This window comes from Halomicrobium sp. HArcht3-1, assembly GCF_058933345.1.
Map to the genome: position 1 here is coordinate 20,792 of NZ_JBZYDM010000006.1, position 22,010 is coordinate 42,801.

Here is a 22,010-nt window from a genome sequence, read left to right on the forward strand (position 1 = left end):
GACCTGTCTCGCCTCAGAACGCGACTGCGTGGGGAAGGTCCGGCAGCAGTGTCGGCGCGCTCTTACTTCCCTTCGAACTCGGGGTCCGAATCGCCCATGAACGCCGTGATCCCTTCCATCACGTCGTCGGTACCGATCAGGTGACCGAAGGCCTGTGCTTCGACTTCGAGGCCGGCGTCGGTGTCGTCACGGCCCGCGAGCATCGCCTTCTTGGTGAGTTCCTGAGCGACCGGCGGTCCGGCGGCGAGGTCGCTCGTGAGTTCGAGCGCTCGCTCGTCGAGTTCGTCGTTGGGGACGACCTCGTTGACGAAGCCGTAGTCGGCCATCTCCGCGGCGTCGTAGCGCTCGGCCGTGAAGATGATCTCCTTGGCCCGGCCCTCGCCGACGATGTTGGCGAGGCGCTGGGTGCCGCCCCAGCCCGGGAGCAGACCGAGATTGTGCTCTGGCTGACCGAGTTCGGAGCGCTCGCTGGCGATACGCATGTCGGCACAGGTCGCCAGTTCCATCCCGCCACCGAGCGCGTAGCCGTCGATACCGGCCACGACGGGCATCGGACAGGCTTCGAGTTTGCCGAACGTCTCCTGACCCTTGCGTGAGAGCTTGATCGCTTCGAGGGGGGTCGCGTTGCTCGCCATCGCCTGCACGTCCGCACCGGCCGAGAACGCGCGATCACCGGTCCCGGTCAGGAGGATGGCTCGGACATCGTCGTCCTCGCTCAGACGGTCGACGGCGTCGGCGAGTTCGTCCATCACCTCGGGGCTGATGGTGTTCATCTGGTGGGGACGGTCGATCGCGATCCGTGCGACGTACTCCTCGGGATAGGTGACTTCGATGACCTCGTACGCGGCGGCGTCCTCGTCGTCGCTGTCGTAGAAGCCACCTTCCTCGGCCGCCGTTTCGAGGCCCTCGGAGAGTTCGTAGCGGGCCGCGCCGGTCTCGTCGTGAGCAGATTCGAGGGCGTCGACGAGCGCGTCCAGTCCTGCTTCGTCGGCGAGCTTTGCCGGCCCCTTCGGGAAGCCGCCGCCGAGCATCACCGCTTCGTCGATGTCGCTCACCGGGGCCACGTCGTTTTCGACGAGCTTGCCGACTTCGTTCGCCATCACGGCCAGCAGACGGTGTTCGATGTCCTCGCGGCCGGCGTCGGAGGGGATGTCGACGCCGCCGTTCTCGTAGTCGTAGAACCCCTTGCCGGATTTCTTGCCCAGTTCGTCGTTCTCGACTTTCTCTTCGAGAAGCGGACAGGGCGCGTAGGCATCACCCAGCACCTCGTGCATGTAATCGAGGACGTGCAGGCCCACGTCGTTGCCGACCTGATCGGAGAGTTCGAACGACCCCATCGGCAGGCCCATGTCGAACTTCGTCGTCGAGTCGACTTCGGCAATCGTCGCCTCGTCGTCGTGGACGAGCCACGTGGCTTCGTTCATCAGCGGGACGAGAATACGGTTGACGATGAACCCGGGCGAGTCCTTGCGAACGCGAACGGGTGTCTTGTCGAAGGCGTCGGCCAGTTGCTCGACCGCGTCCAGCGTCTCGTCACTGGAGTGTGCACCGGAGATGACTTCGACCAGTGGCATTCGGACCGGCGGATTGAAGAAGTGCATCCCACAGAACTGTTCGGGCCGTTCGGTGACCTCCGAGAGTTCCGTGATCGAGAGACTGGAGGTGTTCGTCGCGAAGATCGCTTCCTCGGGCGCGTACTCCTCGACCTCTCCGTACACGTCCTTCTTGATCTCCATCTTCTCGGGGACGGCCTCGATGACGATGTCGGCGTCACCGACGGCCGCCTCCATGTCGACCAACGCTGTCACGCGCTCTAGGGCAGCGTCCGCGTCGTCCTGACTGATCTGCTCTTTTTCGGCGAGCTTGTTCAGCGACCACTCGATCTGGTCGTAGCCGTTCTGGACGAACTCCTCTTTGATGTCGCGCATCTGCACGTCGTAGCCTGCAAGCGCCGCGACTTCGGCGATGCCGTGACCCATGTTCCCAGCGCCGAGTACCGCGACCGTCTCGATGTCCTCAAAATCCATGTCAGAAGTATCCACTCTCGCCCGAGGTTTCAACGTTTCTCTCGGTCAACAACCACGGAAGAGTTTATTCTTTGCACCATATCATTATGTGCGAGTGGTGTTAACATTGGAAACATGGACTTCGAGCTATCGGACGAACAACGCCAGGTACGCGAGGAAGTCCGGCGGTTCGCCGACAACGAGATCAGGCCCCACGCCACGGAGTACGACACGGCAGAGAAGTATCCCCGCCAGATCGTCGAGCAAGCGGCGGAATTAGGGCTAACGGGCGCGAACATCCCCATGGAGTACGGCGGTGTCGGCTACGACACGCTGACCAACGCCATCATCGCCGAGGAACTGTTCGCGGCCGATCCGGGGATCGGTCTGTGCATCCAGTCTGCCGCCTTCGGCGCGGATGCAATCGTCGGCTTCGGCACCGAGGAACAGAAAGCGGCGTACCTCGAACCCGTCGCGACCGGCGAGGCGGTGATGGGTGCGGCCATCTCGGAGCCAGACGTGGGATCGGACGTGTCGTCGGTGTCGACGACGGCGACGAAAGACGGCGACGAGTGGGTGATCGACGGACACAAGATGTGGATTACCAACGGTACCGTCGGCGACTACTTCGTCGTCCTCTGCCAAACGGACCCCGACGCCGAGGGCCGCTACAACGGCTTCTCACAGTTCATCGTCGAAGCGGATCGCGACGGCTTCGAGGCCGAGAAGATCACCGGCAAACTCGGGATCAGGGCCTCTGATACGGCTGAACTGCTGTTCGACGGCGTGCGCGTCCCCGAGGAGAACCTCGTCGGGACCCGCGGGGCGGGCTTCCTGCAACTGATGCAGTTCTTCGACGAAACCCGGACCGGCGTCGCCGCACAGGCCGTCGGCATCGCGAAGGGTGCGGCCGAGCGCGCCCTCGACTACGCCCAGGAGCGCGAGCAGTTCGATCGCCCGATCAGCGAGTTTCAGGCGATCCAGCACAAACTCGCCGACATGCACACCAAGACCGAGGCCGCGCGGATGCTGACCTACAAGTCGGCCTGGAGCGTCGACAACGCCGACGACCAGCTCACGATGCTCGCCTCGATGGCAAAGGAGTACGCGTCCCGGGTCGCCGTCGACGTCGCGGACGAGGCCGTCCAGATCCACGGCGGTGCGGGCTACGTCAACGACTTCGACGTCGAGCGGTTCTACCGCGACGCGAAGATCACCCAGATCTACGAAGGGACCACCGAGATTCAGAAAAACATCATTGCGCGCGAACTGCTCGGCAAGGGGATGGTGTAGGCGAAACGCTCTCCCTGCCGCGTCACCTGTCCACGCTCGTGAGCGACCCCCACGACATCCTCCGTGCGGACCCCGACATCGGACCGCTCGTCGACGAACACGGTGAACTCTCGATCGAACCGGCAGAGGACCTCTTTCAGCGATTCGTCACCTCCGTCCTGCGCCAGCAGGTGTCGATGGCGTCGGCCGCAGCCACGCGCGAACGACTCTTTGAGGCCGTCGAGGTGACACCGTCGGGCATCCTCGCGGCGGCCGACGAGACGCTCAGAGACGCCGGTCTCTCCCGACAGAAGACTCGCTACGTCAACAACATCGCCGCCGCCTTCGACGAACACGACTATTCGCACGACTACTTCGCAGGGCTGCGCGACGACGCAGTCGTCGACGAACTCACCGCAATCACCGGCGTCGGCGAGTGGACTGCCCAGATGCAACTCATGTTCTCGCTCGGCCGTGAAGACGTGTTTCCCGTGGGCGATCTGGGCATCCGCAAGGGGATGCAGACGCTCGTCGATCCCGAGATGACTCGCGCAGAGATGCGGTCGTACGCCGAACGCTGGGCTCCCTATCGAAGCTACGCGAGTCTCTACCTCTGGCGTGTCGAGGAGGACATCGCCGAGAGCGTCGATGAAGTCCGCTCCGAGTAGGCGCACAGTCTCGTCGCTGTAGTGCGATCACGAGCGGCCGATACAACCGAAACGAGGGCGTGGAGGGCCGAGACGTCGACGACCTGACTCACAGCTCGTGTTCACATCAGGATCGCGCTGTCTCAGGACCCACTCGCCATCTCCCACGCCGAGATGAACACACCATTGAAATGAAACTGCCGATACGCCGCCGCTCTCGCCGCTCACCCACGATGGTCGTGGATGACGCCGGAAGCGTCGCTGTGAGTGCTCTCTGGCGACCCCCACGCCTCGCTCCCGGTGGTCGCAGCTACGGGAGTGACGGGGTTTAAGATGCTGGACGAGTGAGTTATCGACATGTTCCGCGGTGCGACTTCGCCCGGCCTGCGCTGTTGTTGAGCGCTCGCTCTTTTCTGTCCCGACTCGCATCGCACAGCCGACTGTTCCCCACACAAGTCACACAATGTTCGACCGTATCACAGACGACATCCGCTTCGCCAAGGCAAACGACCCCGCCGCGACGAGTACGCTGACCGTCCTACTGACCTATCCCGGACTCCACGCAGTCTGGTGGTATCGGCTCGCGAACGCCTGTCACCGCCGGGGCTTCGATCTGCTCGCCGCCCTCCTCTCGTACGTCGGTCGCTTCCTCACGGGCGTGGAGATCCACCCCGGTGCGACCATCGGCGACCGCCTGTTCATCGATCACGGGATGGGCACCGTCGTCGGCGAGACTGCCGAAATCGGTGACGAGGTCGTGATGTACCACGGCGTCACACTGGGTGGAAAGTCGGGCGAGCGGGTCAAGCGCCATCCGACCGTCGAAGACCGGGCGATGATCGGCGCGGACGCGACGTTGATCGGCGACATCACGATCGGCGAGGATGCAACGGTCGGCGCTGGGTCGGTCGTCGTCGACGACGTGCCGCCGGAGACGACGGTCGTCGGGAACCCCGCCCAACCGGTCGAGGACCGCGATGGGTCGTCGGACGGCTCCGCGGCGCACACTGGCGACGACACTGCCGAGATGCACCCCGACTGTGCGCCGGAAGTCGAACCGCGCTGGCGAGAAGTGCAGTCCTAAGAACGTCGTTCTGTCTTCCTCTTCGGGCCCACCACAACCTCGCGTGTCGTTACACTCCCGCTCGGGCGTTCGGAGATTCTCGCTCGCGGTGCTCTTGGACCGCCTACCGCAGCCTCGCGTGTCGTTACACTCCCGCTCGGCCGTTCGGAGATTCTCGCTCGCGGTGCTCTTGGACCGCCTACCGCAGCCTCGCGTGTCGTTACACTCCCGCTCGGGCGTTCGGAGATTCTCGCTCGCGGTGCTCTTGGACCGCCTACCGCAGCCTCGCGTGTCGTTACACTCCCGCTCGGGCGTTCGGAGATTCTCGCTCGCGGTGCTCTTGGACCGCCTACCGCAGCCTCGCGTGTCGTTACACTCCCGCTCGGCCGTTCGGAGATTCTCGCTCGCGGTGCTCGCTCGAATCTCCCGCTACTCTTCGAAGTCCTGCTCTTCTTCCTCGGTTTCCAGTTCCACGTCGTCGTCCGCTCGTCGGGTCACGTCGACGTGGTAGTGCTGGAGGATGTCTCGGCCCAGCAGGATCGGGTAGTCCATGTGTCCGCGGTCCTCGATACTCGCGGTGACGGTGTGCTGGGTACCACCGACGCCGACGACGAGGTCGACGACGGGGCGTGACTTCCCGCTCTTGAGACTGCCCGACTTGACCTTCACGATGTCCTTGATCGGTCCGGTGCCGAGACGTGCTGCCAGCTGTGAGTCGATGCTGGTCCGGGTCGCGCCGGTGTCGGACTTGGCGAGGATGGTCTCACTGCCGCGTGTTCCGGCGACCATCACCTCCTCGATGTAGCCGATGACGACCTGTTCTTTGGGTTCCGTCTCGGCGGGCTTTGGCATACAGTGCGGGCGCGAGTCGTCGAGTTCCGCGGCGAGTCGGGCCACTTCCTCGTCGTCGACGCTGCCGCCGACCTTCTCGATTGCGCGCTTGGCGATGTACGGTGCCGGGCTTTTGCCGGTGGCCTTGAACAGCCCGCGGAAGCCGGCTGTCGGATTCACTTCCAGTACGAAATAGCCGTCGTCGCCCTCGATGATGTCGACGCCGGCGTAGTCCAGTCCGACCACCTCGGTCGCCGTGGTCGCGATGTCGGCCACTTCCGGCGGGAGATCGTCGGTCATGTCTTCGACTTCGCCCCCGAGTGCGACGTTGGTCCGCCACTCGCCGTCCGGTGCGTAGCGGTTCATCGCACCGACGATTTCGCCGTCGACGACGTAGACCCGCAGGTCGTGATTGCGGGTGTCGTCACGGTCGAGGTACTCCTGCAAGAACGCCTGTCGAAGCCCGACCTGTGGGTTGACCGGGTCGTCCATGTCGACGAGCCACGTCCCGCCGCCGTGGGTGCCGATGGCGGTCTTGTACACCGCACGGTCGCCAAAGCGCGTGCGCTCCTCGTTGAGTCGTTCACTCGACAGCGCCAGCAGCGCGTCGGGCACCGGCACGTCGGCTTCGGACAGCGCCATCGTCGTCGCGAACTTGTGCAGCGCGGTCGTGATCGCCTTCGGACGGTTGCACATCGGGACGAGCCGATCCAGCGTCAGCGCCAGCCCGATCCCCTCGACCGGCTGTTCGTCACTCGATAGGAGGAGGCGGTTGACGACCACGTCGACATCCGGTTCGAGCGTCACGTCACCGTCGCTGACATCGATCGCAGTGTTCTCCTGGCGGAGCCACTCGGTGTCGTAGCCAAGCGCGTCCGCTGCGTTGAGGATCGCCTTCGTCTCCTTGCTGTTGTGCAGGCTCAGGACCCCTATCGTCGGGTCCTCGGATGCGGTCATACAGTATGACTCTGTCAGTGTCTCCAAATGCCTGACGGTCAGCGACGGCGGGTGTCGTCCGATCGTCAGTACTCGGTTTTGGTTCTCTGGGCGTGGTTCGTGTTTCCTCTGTGCCAATAGAGCGGATGGTTCATATCATGTGTTTGTGAAAGTAAGATGCGACAGAGAGTACAAGCGTGACTAACAACTGAACGCCCTCGGCTCGCTGGGCGGTTCTGTGCGGGATATTCTCGCTGCGCTCGAATAGTGCCCGCACAGAACCGCCCAGTCGCGCCTCGCCCGTTCATTCCTCCAGGACCGCACTGCACAGCACCGCAGCCACACACCTCCCCAACCGATTGCGGTGCTCGCTTCGCTGTGCCCCTCATCCCTCGCACAATTTTGTCGCTCGACGGAGCGAGCGACAGCGCGCGCCACCGCCATTTGCTCAGTGTTTGAATTATACTGACCACTTCGTTGCGGTTGCATCTGGGCGACCGAGCGGTCCGAAGGACCCGGCAGGTCGCCGGGTTCACTCGACCGACCGTAGCGAGGTCGAGCCTTTTTCACCCATGTTTTTGCTCAAGAGGTGGCGAGCGAAGCGAGCCACCCGCAGAGGAAAAAGATGGTTTAGAACTGGTAGCGCCGGTCGTCGTTGTCCTGTGCCTGTGGGAACTGGTCCGCGCCGGTCATCTCCTCGAAGGTCATCCCCGAGAGGTACTCGTCGTAGGTGCAGTCGTAGCCAGAGCGCAGGTGAAAGTCGAGATTCCCGGTCTCGACGGCAGTCTGAAAGAGCATGTGGATCCCGCGCCGGACCAGTTCGTCGGGGTCGTCGGGTTCGAGTGCCGCGTCGAGCATCGCCAGTTCGTTTCGCGTCTCCCGGTCGAGCGAGACGGTGAGTTCCTCGCCTAGCTCCGAGTAGCCGGATTTTACGTCCTCCGAGAGGTCGTCGAGTGACATATCCGGCCCGAAGGCGAGCGCGGGAAAACGTCTTTCGGCTGCATCTCGGATCGTCATACACAAGCGCCACCGAGCGTAACCCCGAGCAATGACGGAGTTGCCGGGTGCTGTCCCCGATGACCGTGAGGCGGTCCAGCGCGCACTGGTCGAGTGGTACGAGGACGACCACCGATCCTTCCCGTGGCGCGAGACCGACGACGCTTACGAGATTCTCGTCTCCGAGGTGATGAGCCAGCAGACACAGCTGAGTCGGGTCGTCGACGCCTGGCACGCCTTCCTCGACCGCTGGCCCGACGCCGAGACGCTGGCGGCGGCCGACCGGTCCGACGTGGTGGGATTCTGGACCAGTCACTCGCTGGGGTACAACAACCGCGCGAAGTACCTCCACACCGCGGCCAATCAAGTCGTCGACGACTGGGACGGGGCGTTCCCGCAGACACCCGACGAGCTACAGGAACTGCACGGCGTCGGTCCCTACACCGCCAACGCCGTCGCGTCGTTCGCGTTCAACACCGGCGACGCCGTCGTCGACACGAACGTCAAACGCGTCCTCTATCGGGCCTTCGACGTGCCCGACGACGACGCAGCCTTCGAGGCAGTCGCGGGCGCGCTCATGCCAGCGGGCGAGTCCCGCGTCTGGAACAACGCGATCATGGAACTGGGCGGCGTCGCCTGCGAGAAGACGCCCGCCTGTGACGCCGCCGGGTGCCCGTGGCGCGAGTGGTGTCACGCCTACGACACGGGTGATTTCACTGCGCCGGACGTGCCGACTCAGCCCGACTTCGAGGGGTCGCGCCGGCAGATGCGCGGGCGTGTGATCAACGTCCTCGGCGAGTACGACGAACTCGAACTCGACGAACTCGGGCCGCGCGTGCGCGTCGACTACGCACCGGACGGGGAACACGGCCGGGAGTGGCTACGCGGGCTGGTCAACGACCTCGCGGACGACGGGCTGGTCGCGACGCGAGAGCGCGACGAGGGTGTCGCCGTCCGTCTCAGCGAGTGAGAACGCACCTGCCGCTTCTTGTGTATCGGTCGCCTCCGTCTACACATGACGCCGACAACCGAATCGGTCCGCGTCTGGCTGGTCGAACGGACCTACTCCGACGACGAGCAAAATCTCATCATCCTCACGTATGCAACGACCGACGGGGAGCGATACTACCGCAAGGAGCGGGCGCTGACCTCGTTCGACGACCGGCGGGACACGACGGTGGCCGTCGACGCTGACCCGGGGAACCTCGGCATGGTCGACGACCCTGATCTGCAAGCACGGTACGCGGCCGAGGCCAAGCGCATGGCCGAGGATCACGAACCGGACGATCTGCTCTGACTCCTTACTCCGCGTCGTCCCACCGAACGAGGAGTTCGTAGCGCTCTGCTTCGTCGACGCCCCCGCCGAGTTTGAACTGCATGGCCCGCGTCCAGCCGGGTTCGAGTGGTGGCTCGATCCGGCGCGTCGAGCCGTGGAGTCGCTCGCCGCCCGCATCGAGAAAGCGGCAGGTCGCGTCCAGCAGCGGTTTCGGGCCGCTGACCGCTGTGTCGCTCTCGTTGGTCGCTGTCACCTCGACGACCACCGTCGTTCCGTACCCACTCGCCCTGATCGTGTACTCGTGTTCGATAGTCAGTGCGGTCTGATTCTCGGCGACCGATCCGGTCATGGCTGACCCCCAGCACCCCGCAAGCGAGAGTGTCCCCACCGCTGCGACGGTCCGAAGTGCGTCTCGTCGATACACAGTCTGGCCTCCGGTGAGCCGACAGTCAATGTATCGTCCGGAGAGTCCGGACCGACCGCCGCGATCAGCCAGTGCTAAAAGCGCGGGGACCGATGCCCAAGCTATGACAGCCACCGACGTGATCGCCATCTGCGGGAGTTTGCGCGACGGTAGCCACTCGCGAAAAGGACTGCAGATCGCACTCGACGCGGCCCACGAGGCCGGTGGGGAAACCGAACTGCTCGACCTGCGCGAGTGGGACCTGCCGGTGTACGATCCCGACGAAGACGACGCGGGCGACGCCGACGCGTTCCGACAGCGCGTCCGGGCGGCAGATTCGATCCTGCTGGGCACGCCGGTGTATCACGGCTCCTTCTCGACACCGATCAAGAACGCGCTGGACTACTGTGGCTTCGACGAGTTCGAGAACAAGACTGTCGGCCTGCTCTGTGTCGCCGGCGGTAGCTTCCCCGTCACCGCGCTCGAACATCTCCGTTCCGTCGGTCGGTCGCTCGACTGCTGGGTCATCCCCCACCAGGCCGCGATTCCGCGTGCCGGCAGCGCGTTCGAGGACGGCCGACTCGTCGACGAGACGGTGCGCGACCGCGTCGAGACGCTGGGCCGAGAAGCCGTACGGTATGCGAACATCGAACCCGATCCACAGAGTTTCGAGAGCTGTGAGAACGTCGGTGCAGACGATTGACCGGCTGGACCGCTCGCCGTGTCCAGCCCAACAAGCGGCTGTACCGCAGGTGCCGACGACTTCCTGGGTGGCCTCGTGTGGGGGAGGTAGCAGTCGTCGGGAGCGTCGGTGCCGACGACTGACTGGGAGCGGTCAAGCGGTCAAGCCAGAGGGAAACTGACTAAGCCACACTCGCCCTAGAAGCGTTCGTGACACAGTGGGTCGAGAATCCGACGGGCGGGCGTGATCGCGGTCCCGTCGCGCTCGTGCGGGCGTGGATCGAGATACTGTTGCGACCGAAGCGATTCTTCGAGACCGGGATCGCGCCGGGCGATCAGGCACCGGGACTGGTCTTTATCGCCGTCGTCGTCCTCGTCGAGGAGGGGACGCGGTTCGCGGTCGTCGAACTCGCCCAGCGCGGGCGACTCGCGCTCGGGCCGTACAGTTACCCCGTGATCGGCGACCTCGAACCGATGCTTGCGCTGCTGGCGCTTGTCGCTATCGTCGTCTTCGTCGCGCCCGCAGTCTTGCATCTCACTGCGGCGCTCCAGACGATCATCCTCGCGGCGCTCGCGCCCGACCGTGGCGGGATCAGTGAGACGGTGCAGGTGATCGCCTACGCGACCGCGCCGTGCGTGTTCGTCGGCGTGCCGGTCCCGGAAGTGCGGATCGTCTGTGGCCTCTGGGCAGCGGGGCTGTACTGCTACGGTCTCCACAGGATACACAGCCTCTCGGTTCCCCGCGCCGTTCTCGCCGCGGCCCTCCCTGCGACGATCCTCTTTGGCTACGGCTTCCGCGCGATTCCGGCCGCAGACCTGCTGCTGTGATACGGACGGTTGTGGCGATGTACCGGTGAGCGCCTCCCCCGTGGCGACGCTCGCCGGTACGCAACGACAACGTTCCGTATGAGACCGGTTTCGGACACATTTAGGTGGCTTCCGGTCGCCGTTCCGGTATGCTCACGCTCGATCTGGACGACTTCATGTTCGAACTGAAAGACGGCGCGATCAAGCACGTCGGCCCCTCGAACCGGACTGCGACGGTGAAACTGTACGATATCGACGGACTCGACGTGCGGGAGTTCGGCGACGAGCGCGTCAAACTGGCGTTCGAGGACGAGGACGGCAGCGAGGTCGAGGTCGCGCTCGCGCCCGAGCAAGCCACGGAGGTCGCACGCGGCATCGAGATGCTCGAATCGGAGAGCCGCGTGTTCGAATAGTCGGGCAAATCGCTGGCCGGCGGCCACAATTGGCCCAGTCGCTCACCGGCGAGGATTTCGACAACCGTTTTAGTGCCGAAATGCTTTCACCGGTCAATGGGTTCGTGTATCATCTGCGGTACCTCCGTCGACGGTCACATCTGTGACCTCCACGAGGAGGACGTACTGTTCGAATTCCGAGGCGACCACCCGAATCAACTGACGACCAACCGCTACTACCGTGGTTCCGTCGACGGCTTCGCCGAGTTCGGCGTCTTCGTCGACATCGGCGACCGCGTCACCGGTCTGCTCCACCGGAGCGAACTGGATCGGCGACTCGACTCGCTGGACTGGGAACCGGGCGACACCGTCTTCGTGAAGGTCAAGAACGTTCGCGACAACGGCAACATCGACCTTGGCTGGTCCATCCGGCAGGCCGAACGGGAGTTCTGCGGCGTCCTGATCGACGACCCCGAGTTCGACCACGAGCGTCTGGCCGACGAAGTCGACGACTCGGAGGACGAGTCGGGAAACGGGCGTAGCCAACGGGCATCGCACGACGAAACTGACCAGCAGGCACAGGCAGTGAGTCAGGACGACGACGCGGGCGAGCGAACCGCTGCCGTGGCCGGACAGGACGGCGCGACCGAGGCGTCGACGAGTGAAGGGACTACGACCGAAGAGCCCGCTACTGAGGCGTCCACGACCGACGACAGCACGGCCGACTCCTCGTCCGGTGGCGCAGTCGTCGAGGAACGAGAGCGCCCGCTCACCGCTGTCGAGTCGCTCGCGGACAACGAGGGCGACGACGTTCGCCTCGAAGGCGAGATCGTCAACGTCCGCCAGACCAGTGGCCCGACGGTGTTCGAACTCCGCGACGAGACCGGCACCGTCGACTGTGCCGCCTTCGTCGAGGCCGGCGTTCGCGCCTACCCCGAGATCGTCGAGGAGGACATCGTCCGACTCGACGGTGACGTGCGCCGCCGCCGCGGCGAGATCCAGGTCGAAACCGAGGCGCTCGTCGCGCTCGAAGGCGACGAGCGCCAGACCGTCGAGGATCGGATGGCCGACGCACTCGACGACCGCGCCCGACCGGCAGCGGTCGACGTACTGGCCGACGATCCCGCCGTCGAGGCACTCGCAGACGACCTCGTCGACGCCGCCACGGCGATCCGACGGGCCGTCATCACCGACCGCCCGGTGATCGTCCGCCACTCCGCGACTGCCGACGGCTACGTCGCCGGTGTCGCACTCGAACGCGCGACGCTCCCGCTCGTCGAGGACGAGCATCGTCGAGCCGACGCCCAGTATCACTACTTCGACCGTCGACCGCTGGAGGGTGGCGTCTACGACATGCAAGACGCCACGAAGGACGTAACGAACATGCTGGAGAACCGCGAGCGCCACGACGAGAAGCTTCCGCTGTTCGTCTTCGTCGCCGCCGGTGGCACGCGCGAGAGCCTCGACGGCTTCGAACTGCTCGACGTGTACGGCGCACCGCGCGTCGTGATCGACGACGCAGCGGCCGACGACGTGGTCGTCGACGCCGTCGACACCATCGTCAGCTCCTCGCTCGCGGACGCACCGGCGACGACGGCGACCGCGCTGGCCGCCAACGTCGCTGTCCACGTCAACGAACACGTCGGCGACGACCTCGCGCATCTTCCGGCCGTCAGCTTCTGGGACGACACGCCGTCGGCCTACCTCGACGCGGCCGCCGACGCCGGATACAGCCCCGAGGCGATCACCGAGATTCGCGACGCAGTCGCACTCGAAGCGTACTACCAGTCCTACGAGGACAAGCGCGAACTCATCACCGACCTCCTGTTCGGTGACGAGGACGACGACGTGACCGGACTCGCTGGCAACGTCGCCGAGCAGTTCCGCGAGAAACTCGCGACCGAAGTCGACACTGCGACTGCCAACCTCCGGTACGAAACTGTCGATGGTGATCGCGTCGCGATCCTCGATACGGACGCCTTCACGCACCGATTCGACTTCCCACCGTCGACGCTCCTGCTCGATGAACTGTACCGACAGGAGCGCGACGAAGCGGACGCACTCCTCGGTGTCGCAGACGATACGCTGTACATTCGTGCCGGCGAACCGGTCGACGTACACGACCTCGCCGACGCCGTCGCCGAGCACGCACCCGAGGCCGGCGTCAGAACGCGCAGCGCCCGTGAACAATCGATCCGCTTCCTCTCCGGTGAGCGCGATGCCGTCATCGACGCGGCGCTTGCGGCCGTCGGCGAGCAGTTCTAACCGCGTCGACACGCTTCTCCCGGACCGAGTGGACCGAGCACAGCGTCAGCCGCAGTACTTTTGCGCTGCTGGATCGACCGAGGTATATGGTCCTCCTCTCGCTGCCGTTCGTACGGGTCTCTGCCGTGGTTTTCATCCCTGTCCTGGTGTTTGTCGTCGTTCGCTGGCGCGGGGCGATACGACGCTGGAAGCTTCCGATGGTCGCGGGTGGCTGGCTGATCGTCGCTGCGTCAGTCGCGAGTCGAACGACTGTGCTGTCTGAACCCGGCGAGACCGCCGTCAGCGCGGTGAGCGTCGCCGCCTCGCTCGCGGGGATGGGACTGTACTACTACGCATGGCGGCTCTACAGGTCTGACTCGGACGCGACGGTCAGTCTGTAGGCGAGCCAGATGGTCTCGCACCACCAGAACGTTCTTGCAGCCCTTCGCTGTACGGTCCGTATGGACGACCGCGTCATCGACTCCGAGAGCGTCGACTGGGACGACCACGAACACGGCGACCGCGCGTTTCGTGGCAAGCGCTTCACACGAGCGAGCGCGGCCAGTGAACTGGGCTGTAGTCTCTACGAGATCGAACCGGGCAAACGCGGCTGGCCGGCCCACTACCACGAGGGCAACGAAGAGGCGATGTTCGTCCTCGACGGCAGCGGGACGCTGTGGCTCGGCGGCGACCGCGAGGAACGCGCCCTCGACGCGGGTGACTTCGCAGTCTTTCCGCGTGGCGAGGACGGGCAACACGAACTCGAAGCCGGCCCCGACGGCATCCGATACCTCGCGATGTCGACGATGAACGATCCAGACATCACCGTGTACCCCGACAACGACGCCGTCGGCGTCTTCGCGGGCGCGCCACCGGGCGGCGACAAGAGCCAGCGACGGCTGAGCAAATATCTGGATCTCGATGCCGAAGTGTCGTACTGGGACGAGGAGTGACTCACGCAGTGAGCGGGCTTGTCGGCGAGGAGTGAGTCAGATATGTTGCCCGACCGCCGACGGGGAGCGACACCCTTATTCGGTCGAACCCACCATTTCAGGCCAACAGCCCGATGAGCACGGAGTCGACGGACCCAACGGAAACGGAAGCGTTCGAGCAGGTCTGTGAAGAGCTGGTCGACCGCATCCTCGCCGGCGAGCTGGAACGGGACGATGTCGAGAGCGCCAAGATGAAGGTGTGCTCGAAGTACTCCTCGCCGAAGGTCCCGAAGAACTCCGAGATTCTCGACTACGCGCCGCTGGAACGGCGCGAGGAACTGGAGGAAGTTCTCCAGCGCAAGCCCGTTCGCACTGCCTCGGGGGTCTCGCCGATCGCGATCATGACCTCGCCCCACCGGTGTCCCCACGGGAAGTGCCTCTACTGCCCCGGCGGTCCCGACTCGGAGTTCTCCTCGTCTCAGTCGTACACCGGCCACGAGCCGGCGGCCGCCCGCGGGGTCCAGAACGACTACGATCCCTACGGGCAGGTGACGCTGCGCCTGAATCAACTCCGCGAGATCGGCCACCCCGTCGACAAGGCGGAACTGATCCTGATGGGCGGGACGATGACCGCTCGCAGTCACGACTATCAGGAGTGGTTCGTCAAGCGTGCGCTCGAAGCGATGAACGACTTCGATGTCGACGCCCAGCCCGCACCGGCAGAGGGCGTCAGCTTTGCGCAGGATCCCGACGAGTACGAGTTCAGCTATCTCGAAGACGTGATCGCCGAGAACGAGACCGCTGACGTGCGAAACGTCGCGACGACGTTCGAGACCAAACCCGACTGGTGTGATCCCGAACAGATCGACCGGATGCTCCGGCTGGGCGGGACGAAGGTCGAGGTCGGCGTCCAGACGACCTTCGAGCGGATCAATCGGGAGATGCATCGGGGCCACGGCGTGCAGGCGAGTATCGACGCCAACCGCCGCCTGCGCGATTCGGCGTTCAAAGTCGGCTTCCACATGATGCCCGGCCAGCCAGGGATGAGCAAGGAGATGTGCCTCGAAGACTTCCGGCGTATCTTCGAGGACAGCAAGTGGCGCCCGGACTACCTCAAGATCTATCCGACACTCGTCGTCGAGGGCACGGTCACCTACGACTGGTGGCGCAAAGACGAGTTCGAACCGCTCGACAACGACGAGGCAGCCGAACTGGTCGCCGAGATCAAGTCGATGATACCGAAGTACACGCGTCTCCAGCGCGTCCAACGCGACATTCCCGCGGACTTCATCGAAGGCGGCGTCTGGAAGTCCAATCTCCGGCAACTGGCCTGGAAACGGATGGACGAGCACGGCTGGACCTGCGATTGCATCCGCTGTCGAGAGGTCGGGATGAACGACGACGACCCCGAACGGATCGAACTCGACGTGCTGACGTACGAGGCCGCCGGCGGGACCGAGCACTTCATCAGTTTCGAGGACCCGGACAAGGACCTGCTCGTCGGCTTCTGCCGACTCAGGTTTCCCAACGATCCGGTCCGTCGAGAACTGGACAACGCCGCACTCGTCCGCGAACTCCACGTCTACGGCAGTCAGGTCGGCCTCGGGAGTGCGAGCGAGGACGACCAGCACCAACACCGAGGCTACGGTCGCCGCCTGCTGACGAAAGCCGAGGAACTGGCGGCCGACGCCGGCTACGACAAACTCGCGGTCATCTCCGGTATCGGCGTCCGCCAGTACTACCGCGAGAAACTCGACTACAAGCAGGACGGCCCGTACGTCAGCAAGCGGTTGTGAGCGCCAGCGGCCACCGGCGAGGGCATCCACGGACCGAAAGGCCGCTGTGGGCAGTAATTTAATGCCCCTCCAGCGCAGGGTCTCTGCCATGGCAATATCGAGGTATCTCGGTCTCTACACGCTCGTTCGTGGCGCGCTGTACTTCCTCAGCGGCGCGGGCGCGCTCGTGTTCGGTGTCGGCGGGATCGCGACCGGATCGCTCGCCAGCCTCGGCGGGGCCGTCTTCGGCGTCCTCTTCCTCTCGATCGCGTTTGCGCTGTTCCTCTCGGGCGGGCTGTTGACCATGGAGCGAAAGATCGGTCGACTACTCGCGATACTGTTGCTCTCGGTCGATACGGTGTTCCAGTCGTTCGAAGGACTGGTCGGTGGACAGGTCTTCTCGCTGTTCTTTGCGGCCTGCAGCGGGGCGGCCGTTGTCTACCTGATCGTCCGGAACCCGGTCGCCTCGGGCACGGACCGCACTATCGACGAGGAGAGCAACGCCCACGAGATCGGCGTCGAGGAGTTCTGAGTAGCCGACAACGATTACCCGCGTGCTCACGTAGGGCGCGTCATGGCACGGGAGCTGATCGACGGGGTGTGGGAGCTCGATCTGGGACTGATGCCACCGCTGGCGTCGAACGCGTTCCTCCTCGACGAGCGCAGGATCGCCGGCTGTGACGGCGCGGAGATCACGCTCTGTGACACGGGACTGTTCTGGAACGAGCCATCGGTGCGGGACGAACTCGTCGACGCGGGCTACGCTGTCGACGACCTCGACCGAGTCCTCCTGACTCACTACGACCTCGACCACGTCGGTGGGTTGAAGCGCTTGCTCCCAGAATTTGACGGGCCTGCCTATCTCGGTCGTCCGGACTACGATCTCGCCACTGGCAGCCCCCCACCGTCGAACAACCACAAGGGGCTCTTCCACCGGGCCGCGCGGGCATTCTTTCCCCTGCCGGACGGCGTCGCGATTGCGGCGGTCGACGACGGCGACAGCGTGGGCCGCTTCACGAGCTATCTGACGCCGGGGCACAACCCCGGCCACACTGTCTACGTCCACGACAGCGGCGTCGCGCTGCTCGGCGATCTCGTCTGGGAGGAAGACGGTGCCCTGACGCCGCCGATCTGGTTCGATTCGTACGACATGGCGACAGTTCACGAGTCGATCCGGTCGTTCGCCGAGCGCGCCCCCCGCTTCGAGGTGGCAGCGATGGCTCACGGAACACCGCTGATCAGGGACGGCGACGACGCCCTACGGACACTGGCGGCGACCCTGTCAGCGTGATTATGTCGAACGAGTGGGGTTTTTGTACCGTCCGGTCGGAGACTTCGACATGGGACAGCAAGTCGCGGTCGTCGGTGCTGGTGCGGCCGGTACGGCGGCGGCGTACGGGCTTCGCGATTCGGAAGCCGAGGTGACGATCTTCGAGAAGAGCGGCGGTGTCTGCGGGCGCGCCGCGACCCGGCGACAGGAGGGCTGTGTTTACGAGTACGGCGCAAACTACTTGACGGACGACGACGAGCGAGTGTCGGAACTGGTCACCGAAGAGTTACCGAGCGACGGACTGATCGAGATCGACGAACCGGTCTGGACGTTCGACGGCGACGGGGCGATCAGCGAGGGACGTGCCGAACAAGCGACGCGGTGGACCTACGCGGACGGGATCACGACGCTTGGGACCCGCCTCCTCGACGCGACCGACCCAACGCTCAAGCGCGAGACGCGCGTCGAGACGCTCGATAGAGCGGGCGATAGCTGGCGCGTGACCGACGACGAGGGGCACGAATACGGTGACTTCGATGCGATCTTGCTGACTCCACCGGCCCCACAGACCGCGGATCTACTGGGACAGTCGGAGTGGCAACACGCCGACCGTCGGCCGCTCAGGGAGACCATCGCGTCGATTCCGTATCGAACGATCGTCTCGGGTCTCCTGCACTACGATTTCGAACTCGACTGCCCTTACTACGCGCTCGTCAACGAGGACAAGGCACACGACGTGGGCTGGATCGGCCGCGAGGAGTGCAAACGTGGACACGTCCCCGACGGCGAGAGTCTCCTGCTCGTCCAGATGGCACCGGACTGGTCCGTCGAGCACTATCGCGACACGCCGACGGCGCTCCTCGATGCAATCGCCACCGAGACAGCCGCGCTACTCGACGACGACCGACTCGAAGAGCCGACGTGGACCGACCACCAGCACTGGCGGTACGCACTGCCCGACAGCGGCGTCCCCGAGGGGACACTCGATTCGGCGGTCGAGCACGACCTCTTTTTCGCGGGCGACTGGGTCGTCGGCGAGGGACGGCTCCACGCAGCCCTACGGAACGGACTGGAGACCGGTGCGCGGATCGGCCAGCACCTGTAGCGAAGCGGTTTTGCGTCCCGGCCTGCAGGCATCGACATGGACCACAAGCGGGAGCTGACGAGCGTCGACCTCGCCGCCCTCGAACGGGAGTTGGGCGGCTACGCGGGGGCCAAACTCGACAAGGCCTACCTCTACGAGGACGACCTCCTGCGGCTCAAGATGCGCGATTTCGATCGGGGCCGGGTCGAGTTGCTTATCGAGGTCGGGGAAAACAAGCGCGCTCACGTCGTCACGCCCGAACACGTCCCCGACGCTCCGGGGCGACCGCCGAACTTCGCGATGATGCTGCGCAATCGTATCGAGGGCGGCGAACTGGCCGGCGTCAGCCAGTTCGAGTTCGACCGCATCCTCGAATTCGAGTTCGACCGGCCGGACGCCTCGACGACCATCGTCGCGGAACTGTTCGGTGACGGGAACGTCGCCGTACTGGACGAACACGGCGAGGTCGTCGACTGTCTGGAGACGGTGCGGCTCAAGTCACGGACGGTCGCACCGGGCTCGCAGTACGAGTTCCCGTCGGCGCGGTTCAATCCCCTCACCGTCGACTACGAAGGCTTTCGCGCACGCATGGAGCAGTCCGACGCCGACGTGGTGCGGACGCTCGCGACACAGTTGAACTTCGGTGGGCTGTACGGCGAGGAACTCTGTACGCGTGCCGGCATTCCGTACAATCAGGCGATCGACGAGACCGACGAAGCCGAGTTCGAGCGCCTCTACGAGGTCATCGACGACCTCAAGGACCGACTTCGCACGGGCGATCTGGACCCGCGGGTGTACTACGAGACCGAGGAGATCGACGGCGAGGACGTGAAACGCCGCGTCGACGTGACGCCGATCCCGCTGGAGGAGTACGTCGAACTGGAAAGCGAGCCATTCGAGACCTTCACCGCCGCGCTCGACGAGTACTTCTACGAGGTCGAACGTGAGACCACGCCCGAAGAGATCGTCGACGCCGGGTCGAACCGCCCGGACTTCGAGGCGGAAATCGAGAAGTACGAACGGATCATCGAGCAACAGCAAGGGGCCATCGAGGACTTCGAAGCGGACGCACAGGCCGAACGCGAGAAGGCCGAGTTGCTGTACGCCCGCTACGATCTGGTCGACGAGATCCTCTCGACGGTGCAGGGCGCGCGCGAGCAGGACACGCCGTGGGACGAGATCGAAGCCACGTTCGAGCAGGGCAAAGAACAGGGAATCGACGCCGCTGAAGCCGTCGAAGGCGTCGACGGCAGCGAGGGCACGGTGTCCCTGTCGATCGACGGCACGCGCGTGACCGTCGACGCGTCGATGGGTGTCGAGAAGAACGCCGACCACCTCTATCAGGAGGCAAAGCGCATCGAAGAGAAAAAGGAGGGTGCGAAGGCGGCCATCGAGAACACGCGCGAGGACCTCGAAGACGCGAAGCAGCGCCGCGAGGAGTGGGAGGCTCAAGATGCCGGTGAGACCGGCGGAGCGGACGGCGACGACGAAGACGAGGACATCGACTGGCTGGCGCGCGCCTCGATCCCCGTCCGCAAGCAAGAGAACTGGTACGACCGGTTCCGGTGGTTCCGCACTTCGAACGACTTTCTCGTCATCGGCGGACGCAACGCCGATCAGAACGAGGAACTCGTCAAGAAGTACCTCGACCGCGGTGACAAATTCTTCCACGCGCAGGCTCACGGCGGTCCGGTGACGGTCCTGAAGGCGACCGGTCCCAGCGAATCCAGTCGCGACGTGGACATCCCCGAACAGGACAAGCGGGAGGCCGCAACCTTCGCCGTCGCCTATTCGTCGGTCTGGAAGGACGGCAAGCACGCCGGCGACGCGTACATGGTCGACCCGGATCAGGTCTCGAAGACGCCCGAGAGCGGCGAATATCTGGAAAAAGGCGGCTTTGCGATCCGGGGCGACCGTACCTACTTCCGGGATCTGGAAGTCGACATCGGCGTCGGCATCTCCTGTGAGGGACGGACGGGCGTCCTCGGTGGCCCGCGCTCGGCCATCGAGGGACAGGTCGCGACGAACGTTCGAATCGAACCGGGCCAGTTCGCCCAGAACGACATCGCCAAACGACTGTATCGCGAGTTCAAGGAGCGCTTTGCCGACGACTCGTTCGTGCGTAAAGTCGCCAGCCCCGACCAGATTCAGGAGTTCCTCCCACCCGGCGGGAGCCGCATGGTCGAGTAAGACCACGCACACGTCGAACCGGGGGGTACGCAGTCAATAGTTATCCGCCCCCACGCCAGTCACTGCATACGTGGTACTTCCGCAGGCACTTCCCTGCCGGGACGCCCGCACAACGATGTTCGAAGACGCACTTCGCTATCCCACGGTCGGTGACGACGCAGTAGAGAAGCTCGCAATCGGCGGTATACTGGGCTTACTGAGCTTTTTGATCCTGCCAGTGTTCGTCGTCTATGGCTATCTCGTCCACGTGATCCGGCGGGTCGCCCAAGGCGACGACGAGCGGCCGCCGCCGTTCGACGGCTGGGACGACATGCTGATCGACGGTCTCAAAGCGTTCGTGATCGTGCTGCTGTACACCATCGTGCCGACGGTCGTGTTGGCGGTGGCCGTCGCACCGGTGTTTCTGTTCGCGAGCGTCTCTGTGAACGGTGCCGGGGGAGCGGGCGGGGGCGGTCTACTCACGGCGGTACTCCTGCTGGTCGTCTTCGCCGTGGCGGCACTCGCCGTCGTGGTACTTCTCGCTGCGGTCTATCTCGTCCCGGTCGCCGTTACCGCCTTCGCCACGACGGGCCGACTGGGGGCGGCCTTTACTGCCTCTGAACTTCGACGCATCGGCGCCAGCGGCCAGTTCGCCACTGGCTGGCTGGTCGCGGTGGTCCTCTCGGTGCTCGTGGGCTTTGCTACCGGCATCGCCGTGTCGACACTCGTCGGCCTGCTGGCCGTCCCGTTCCTCAGCTTCTACGGTAACGTCGTCGCGGCGTACGCTCTCGGTGCGGGCGTCCGACCACAGCGACCAGCCGAACCAGTATCAGCGACGTGAGCGACCGGGATCTGGCCCGACCGGCGTGATTCTCTCTGTGGCCCCCAATATCAATCGAGATACTTCGTTTCACTGGAAATTCTCCGTTACGAGAGTACTTCGATACACTAATACGATGGCCGACACCACATCCGATAATGGCAAGTGCCGACCGGTTTCGCGACAGCACGCAGATCCTGTTGCCAGCCCCTGCCCTCGACGGCGTCCGTGAGGACCTCGAACAGGAGTTTACGCTGACGGTTCGCGAAGAGGGGGCACAGGTACGGATCATCGGTTCGCCTGTCGAGATCAAGGCCGCCTCGGACTTCCTCGCGATGAACGGCATCAATCTGGCCTGAACTGAGACTTTCTCTCCGTTCGTGCGCTCACCGACACCGGTGTGTCT

The 22,010-nt window shown here is 64.6% G+C and carries 22 protein-coding genes; 18 read left to right on the forward strand and 4 right to left on the reverse strand.

The window, feature by feature from the left end; all coding sequences use genetic code 11:
• Positions 1–62 precede the first annotated feature (62 nt).
• Positions 63–2,027, reverse strand: coding sequence for a 3-hydroxyacyl-CoA dehydrogenase/enoyl-CoA hydratase family protein (locus AC5FRW_RS11400; protein ID WP_493568582.1), 1,965 nt, complete (start codon positions 2,025–2,027; stop codon positions 63–65).
• 114 nt (positions 2,028–2,141) lie between these two features.
• Here AC5FRW_RS11400 and AC5FRW_RS11405 point away from each other — a divergent pair, with 114 nt between their 5' ends.
• From AC5FRW_RS11405 to cysE, 3 genes are all read left to right on the forward strand, one after another.
• Positions 2,142–3,299, forward strand: coding sequence for an acyl-CoA dehydrogenase family protein (locus AC5FRW_RS11405; RefSeq protein ID WP_493568583.1), 1,158 nt, complete (start codon positions 2,142–2,144; stop codon positions 3,297–3,299).
• A 38-nt stretch (positions 3,300–3,337) separates the two neighbouring features.
• Positions 3,338–3,946: a DNA-3-methyladenine glycosylase family protein gene (locus AC5FRW_RS11410; protein ID WP_493568584.1), complete on the forward strand. Its 609-nt coding sequence runs from the start codon at positions 3,338–3,340 to the stop codon at positions 3,944–3,946.
• 442 nt (positions 3,947–4,388) lie between these two features.
• Positions 4,389–5,009 carry a serine O-acetyltransferase gene (gene cysE / locus AC5FRW_RS11415; RefSeq protein ID WP_493568585.1) on the forward strand — a complete coding sequence of 207 codons (621 nt, stop codon included), beginning with the start codon at positions 4,389–4,391 and terminating at the stop codon, positions 5,007–5,009.
• A 408-nt stretch (positions 5,010–5,417) separates the two neighbouring features.
• Here the strand turns inward: cysE and AC5FRW_RS11420 are convergent, their stop codons facing one another.
• Together AC5FRW_RS11420 and AC5FRW_RS11425 are read right to left on the reverse strand one after the other, a co-directional pair.
• Complete coding sequence (locus tag AC5FRW_RS11420) at positions 5,418–6,776, reverse strand: RimK family alpha-L-glutamate ligase (protein WP_493568586.1); 1,359 nt, start codon at positions 6,774–6,776, stop codon at positions 5,418–5,420.
• 609 nt (positions 6,777–7,385) lie between these two features.
• Positions 7,386–7,715, reverse strand: coding sequence for a ribbon-helix-helix protein (locus AC5FRW_RS11425; protein ID WP_493568587.1), 330 nt, complete (start codon positions 7,713–7,715; stop codon positions 7,386–7,388).
• An 88-nt stretch (positions 7,716–7,803) separates the two neighbouring features.
• Between AC5FRW_RS11425 and AC5FRW_RS11430 the strand changes: the two genes are divergently transcribed.
• Positions 7,804–8,721 carry an HhH-GPD family protein gene (locus AC5FRW_RS11430; RefSeq protein ID WP_493568588.1) on the forward strand — a complete coding sequence of 306 codons (918 nt, stop codon included), beginning with the start codon at positions 7,804–7,806 and terminating at the stop codon, positions 8,719–8,721.
• A 45-nt stretch (positions 8,722–8,766) separates the two neighbouring features.
• Positions 8,767–9,048 (forward strand): DUF7967 family protein, encoded by a 282-nt coding sequence (locus AC5FRW_RS11435; RefSeq protein ID WP_493568589.1) that lies wholly within the window; start codon positions 8,767–8,769, stop codon positions 9,046–9,048.
• 4 nt (positions 9,049–9,052) lie between these two features.
• Here AC5FRW_RS11435 and AC5FRW_RS11440 read toward each other — a convergent pair whose 3' ends face one another.
• Positions 9,053–9,451, reverse strand: a complete 399-nt coding sequence (locus AC5FRW_RS11440; RefSeq protein ID WP_493568590.1) for a hypothetical protein — start codon at positions 9,449–9,451, stop codon at positions 9,053–9,055.
• A gap of 103 nt (positions 9,452–9,554) precedes the next feature.
• Here AC5FRW_RS11440 and AC5FRW_RS11445 point away from each other — a divergent pair, with 103 nt between their 5' ends.
• The 13 genes from AC5FRW_RS11445 (at position 9,555) to AC5FRW_RS11505 (ending at position 21,963) form a co-directional block, all read left to right on the forward strand.
• Positions 9,555–10,133, forward strand: coding sequence for an NADPH-dependent FMN reductase (locus AC5FRW_RS11445; RefSeq protein ID WP_493568591.1), 579 nt, complete (start codon positions 9,555–9,557; stop codon positions 10,131–10,133).
• Positions 10,134–10,321: 188 nt separating this feature from the next.
• A complete protein-coding gene (locus AC5FRW_RS11450) occupies positions 10,322–10,939 on the forward strand; it encodes a YIP1 family protein (RefSeq protein ID WP_493568592.1) in 618 nt (205 codons plus the stop codon).
• Positions 10,940–11,067: 128 nt separating this feature from the next.
• A complete protein-coding gene (locus AC5FRW_RS11455; RefSeq protein WP_493568593.1) occupies positions 11,068–11,331 on the forward strand; it encodes a hypothetical protein in 264 nt (87 codons plus the stop codon).
• A gap of 96 nt (positions 11,332–11,427) precedes the next feature.
• Positions 11,428–13,575: a DHH family phosphoesterase gene (locus AC5FRW_RS11460; RefSeq protein WP_493568594.1), complete on the forward strand. Its 2,148-nt coding sequence runs from the start codon at positions 11,428–11,430 to the stop codon at positions 13,573–13,575.
• 86 nt (positions 13,576–13,661) lie between these two features.
• Positions 13,662–13,955 (forward strand): hypothetical protein, encoded by a 294-nt coding sequence (locus AC5FRW_RS11465; protein ID WP_493568595.1) that lies wholly within the window; start codon positions 13,662–13,664, stop codon positions 13,953–13,955.
• 60 nt (positions 13,956–14,015) lie between these two features.
• A complete protein-coding gene (locus AC5FRW_RS11470; RefSeq protein ID WP_493568596.1) occupies positions 14,016–14,507 on the forward strand; it encodes a cupin domain-containing protein in 492 nt (163 codons plus the stop codon).
• Between the two features lie 113 nt (positions 14,508–14,620).
• Positions 14,621–16,282: a tRNA uridine(34) 5-carboxymethylaminomethyl modification radical SAM/GNAT enzyme Elp3 gene (locus tag AC5FRW_RS11475; RefSeq protein ID WP_493568597.1), complete on the forward strand. Its 1,662-nt coding sequence runs from the start codon at positions 14,621–14,623 to the stop codon at positions 16,280–16,282.
• A gap of 88 nt (positions 16,283–16,370) precedes the next feature.
• Complete coding sequence (locus AC5FRW_RS11480) at positions 16,371–16,793, forward strand: hypothetical protein (protein WP_493568598.1); 423 nt, start codon at positions 16,371–16,373, stop codon at positions 16,791–16,793.
• A 42-nt stretch (positions 16,794–16,835) separates the two neighbouring features.
• Positions 16,836–17,552 carry an MBL fold metallo-hydrolase gene (locus tag AC5FRW_RS11485; RefSeq protein WP_493568599.1) on the forward strand — a complete coding sequence of 239 codons (717 nt, stop codon included), beginning with the start codon at positions 16,836–16,838 and terminating at the stop codon, positions 17,550–17,552.
• Positions 17,553–17,601: 49 nt separating this feature from the next.
• Complete coding sequence (locus tag AC5FRW_RS11490; RefSeq protein ID WP_493568600.1) at positions 17,602–18,636, forward strand: NAD(P)/FAD-dependent oxidoreductase; 1,035 nt, start codon at positions 17,602–17,604, stop codon at positions 18,634–18,636.
• 36 nt (positions 18,637–18,672) lie between these two features.
• Entirely contained in the window at positions 18,673–20,805 is a 2,133-nt protein-coding gene (rqcH, locus tag AC5FRW_RS11495; RefSeq protein ID WP_493568601.1) for a ribosome rescue protein RqcH, read from the forward strand.
• 115 nt (positions 20,806–20,920) lie between these two features.
• Entirely contained in the window at positions 20,921–21,625 is a 705-nt protein-coding gene (locus tag AC5FRW_RS11500) for a DUF4013 domain-containing protein (protein ID WP_493568602.1), read from the forward strand.
• Between the two features lie 137 nt (positions 21,626–21,762).
• The gene (locus tag AC5FRW_RS11505; protein ID WP_493568603.1) at positions 21,763–21,963 is read left to right on the forward strand and encodes a VNG_1110C family protein; all 201 of its coding nucleotides are present in this window, start codon (positions 21,763–21,765) and stop codon (positions 21,961–21,963) included.
• The last annotated feature ends 47 nt before the right edge of the window (positions 21,964–22,010 follow it).

Coding starts and splice junctions, on each gene's coding strand:
- AC5FRW_RS11400 (WP_493568582.1), bottom strand. CDS start 2,027: ATGGATTTTGAGGACATCGAGACGGTCGCGGTACTCGGCGCTGGGAAC.
- AC5FRW_RS11405 (WP_493568583.1), top strand. CDS start 2,142: ATGGACTTCGAGCTATCGGACGAACAACGCCAGGTACGCGAGGAAGTC.
- cysE (WP_493568585.1), top strand. CDS start 4,389: ATGTTCGACCGTATCACAGACGACATCCGCTTCGCCAAGGCAAACGAC.
- AC5FRW_RS11420 (WP_493568586.1), bottom strand. CDS start 6,776: ATGACCGCATCCGAGGACCCGACGATAGGGGTCCTGAGCCTGCACAAC.
- AC5FRW_RS11425 (WP_493568587.1), bottom strand. CDS start 7,715: ATGTCACTCGACGACCTCTCGGAGGACGTAAAATCCGGCTACTCGGAG.
- AC5FRW_RS11430 (WP_493568588.1), top strand. CDS start 7,804: ATGACGGAGTTGCCGGGTGCTGTCCCCGATGACCGTGAGGCGGTCCAG.
- AC5FRW_RS11435 (WP_493568589.1), top strand. CDS start 8,767: ATGACGCCGACAACCGAATCGGTCCGCGTCTGGCTGGTCGAACGGACC.
- AC5FRW_RS11445 (WP_493568591.1), top strand. CDS start 9,555: ATGACAGCCACCGACGTGATCGCCATCTGCGGGAGTTTGCGCGACGGT.
- AC5FRW_RS11455 (WP_493568593.1), top strand. CDS start 11,068: ATGCTCACGCTCGATCTGGACGACTTCATGTTCGAACTGAAAGACGGC.
- AC5FRW_RS11460 (WP_493568594.1), top strand. CDS start 11,428: ATGGGTTCGTGTATCATCTGCGGTACCTCCGTCGACGGTCACATCTGT.
- AC5FRW_RS11465 (WP_493568595.1), top strand. CDS start 13,662: ATGGTCCTCCTCTCGCTGCCGTTCGTACGGGTCTCTGCCGTGGTTTTC.
- AC5FRW_RS11470 (WP_493568596.1), top strand. CDS start 14,016: ATGGACGACCGCGTCATCGACTCCGAGAGCGTCGACTGGGACGACCAC.
- AC5FRW_RS11475 (WP_493568597.1), top strand. CDS start 14,621: ATGAGCACGGAGTCGACGGACCCAACGGAAACGGAAGCGTTCGAGCAG.
- AC5FRW_RS11480 (WP_493568598.1), top strand. CDS start 16,371: ATGGCAATATCGAGGTATCTCGGTCTCTACACGCTCGTTCGTGGCGCG.
- AC5FRW_RS11485 (WP_493568599.1), top strand. CDS start 16,836: ATGGCACGGGAGCTGATCGACGGGGTGTGGGAGCTCGATCTGGGACTG.
- AC5FRW_RS11490 (WP_493568600.1), top strand. CDS start 17,602: ATGGGACAGCAAGTCGCGGTCGTCGGTGCTGGTGCGGCCGGTACGGCG.
- rqcH (WP_493568601.1), top strand. CDS start 18,673: ATGGACCACAAGCGGGAGCTGACGAGCGTCGACCTCGCCGCCCTCGAA.
- AC5FRW_RS11500 (WP_493568602.1), top strand. CDS start 20,921: ATGTTCGAAGACGCACTTCGCTATCCCACGGTCGGTGACGACGCAGTA.
- AC5FRW_RS11505 (WP_493568603.1), top strand. CDS start 21,763: ATGGCAAGTGCCGACCGGTTTCGCGACAGCACGCAGATCCTGTTGCCA.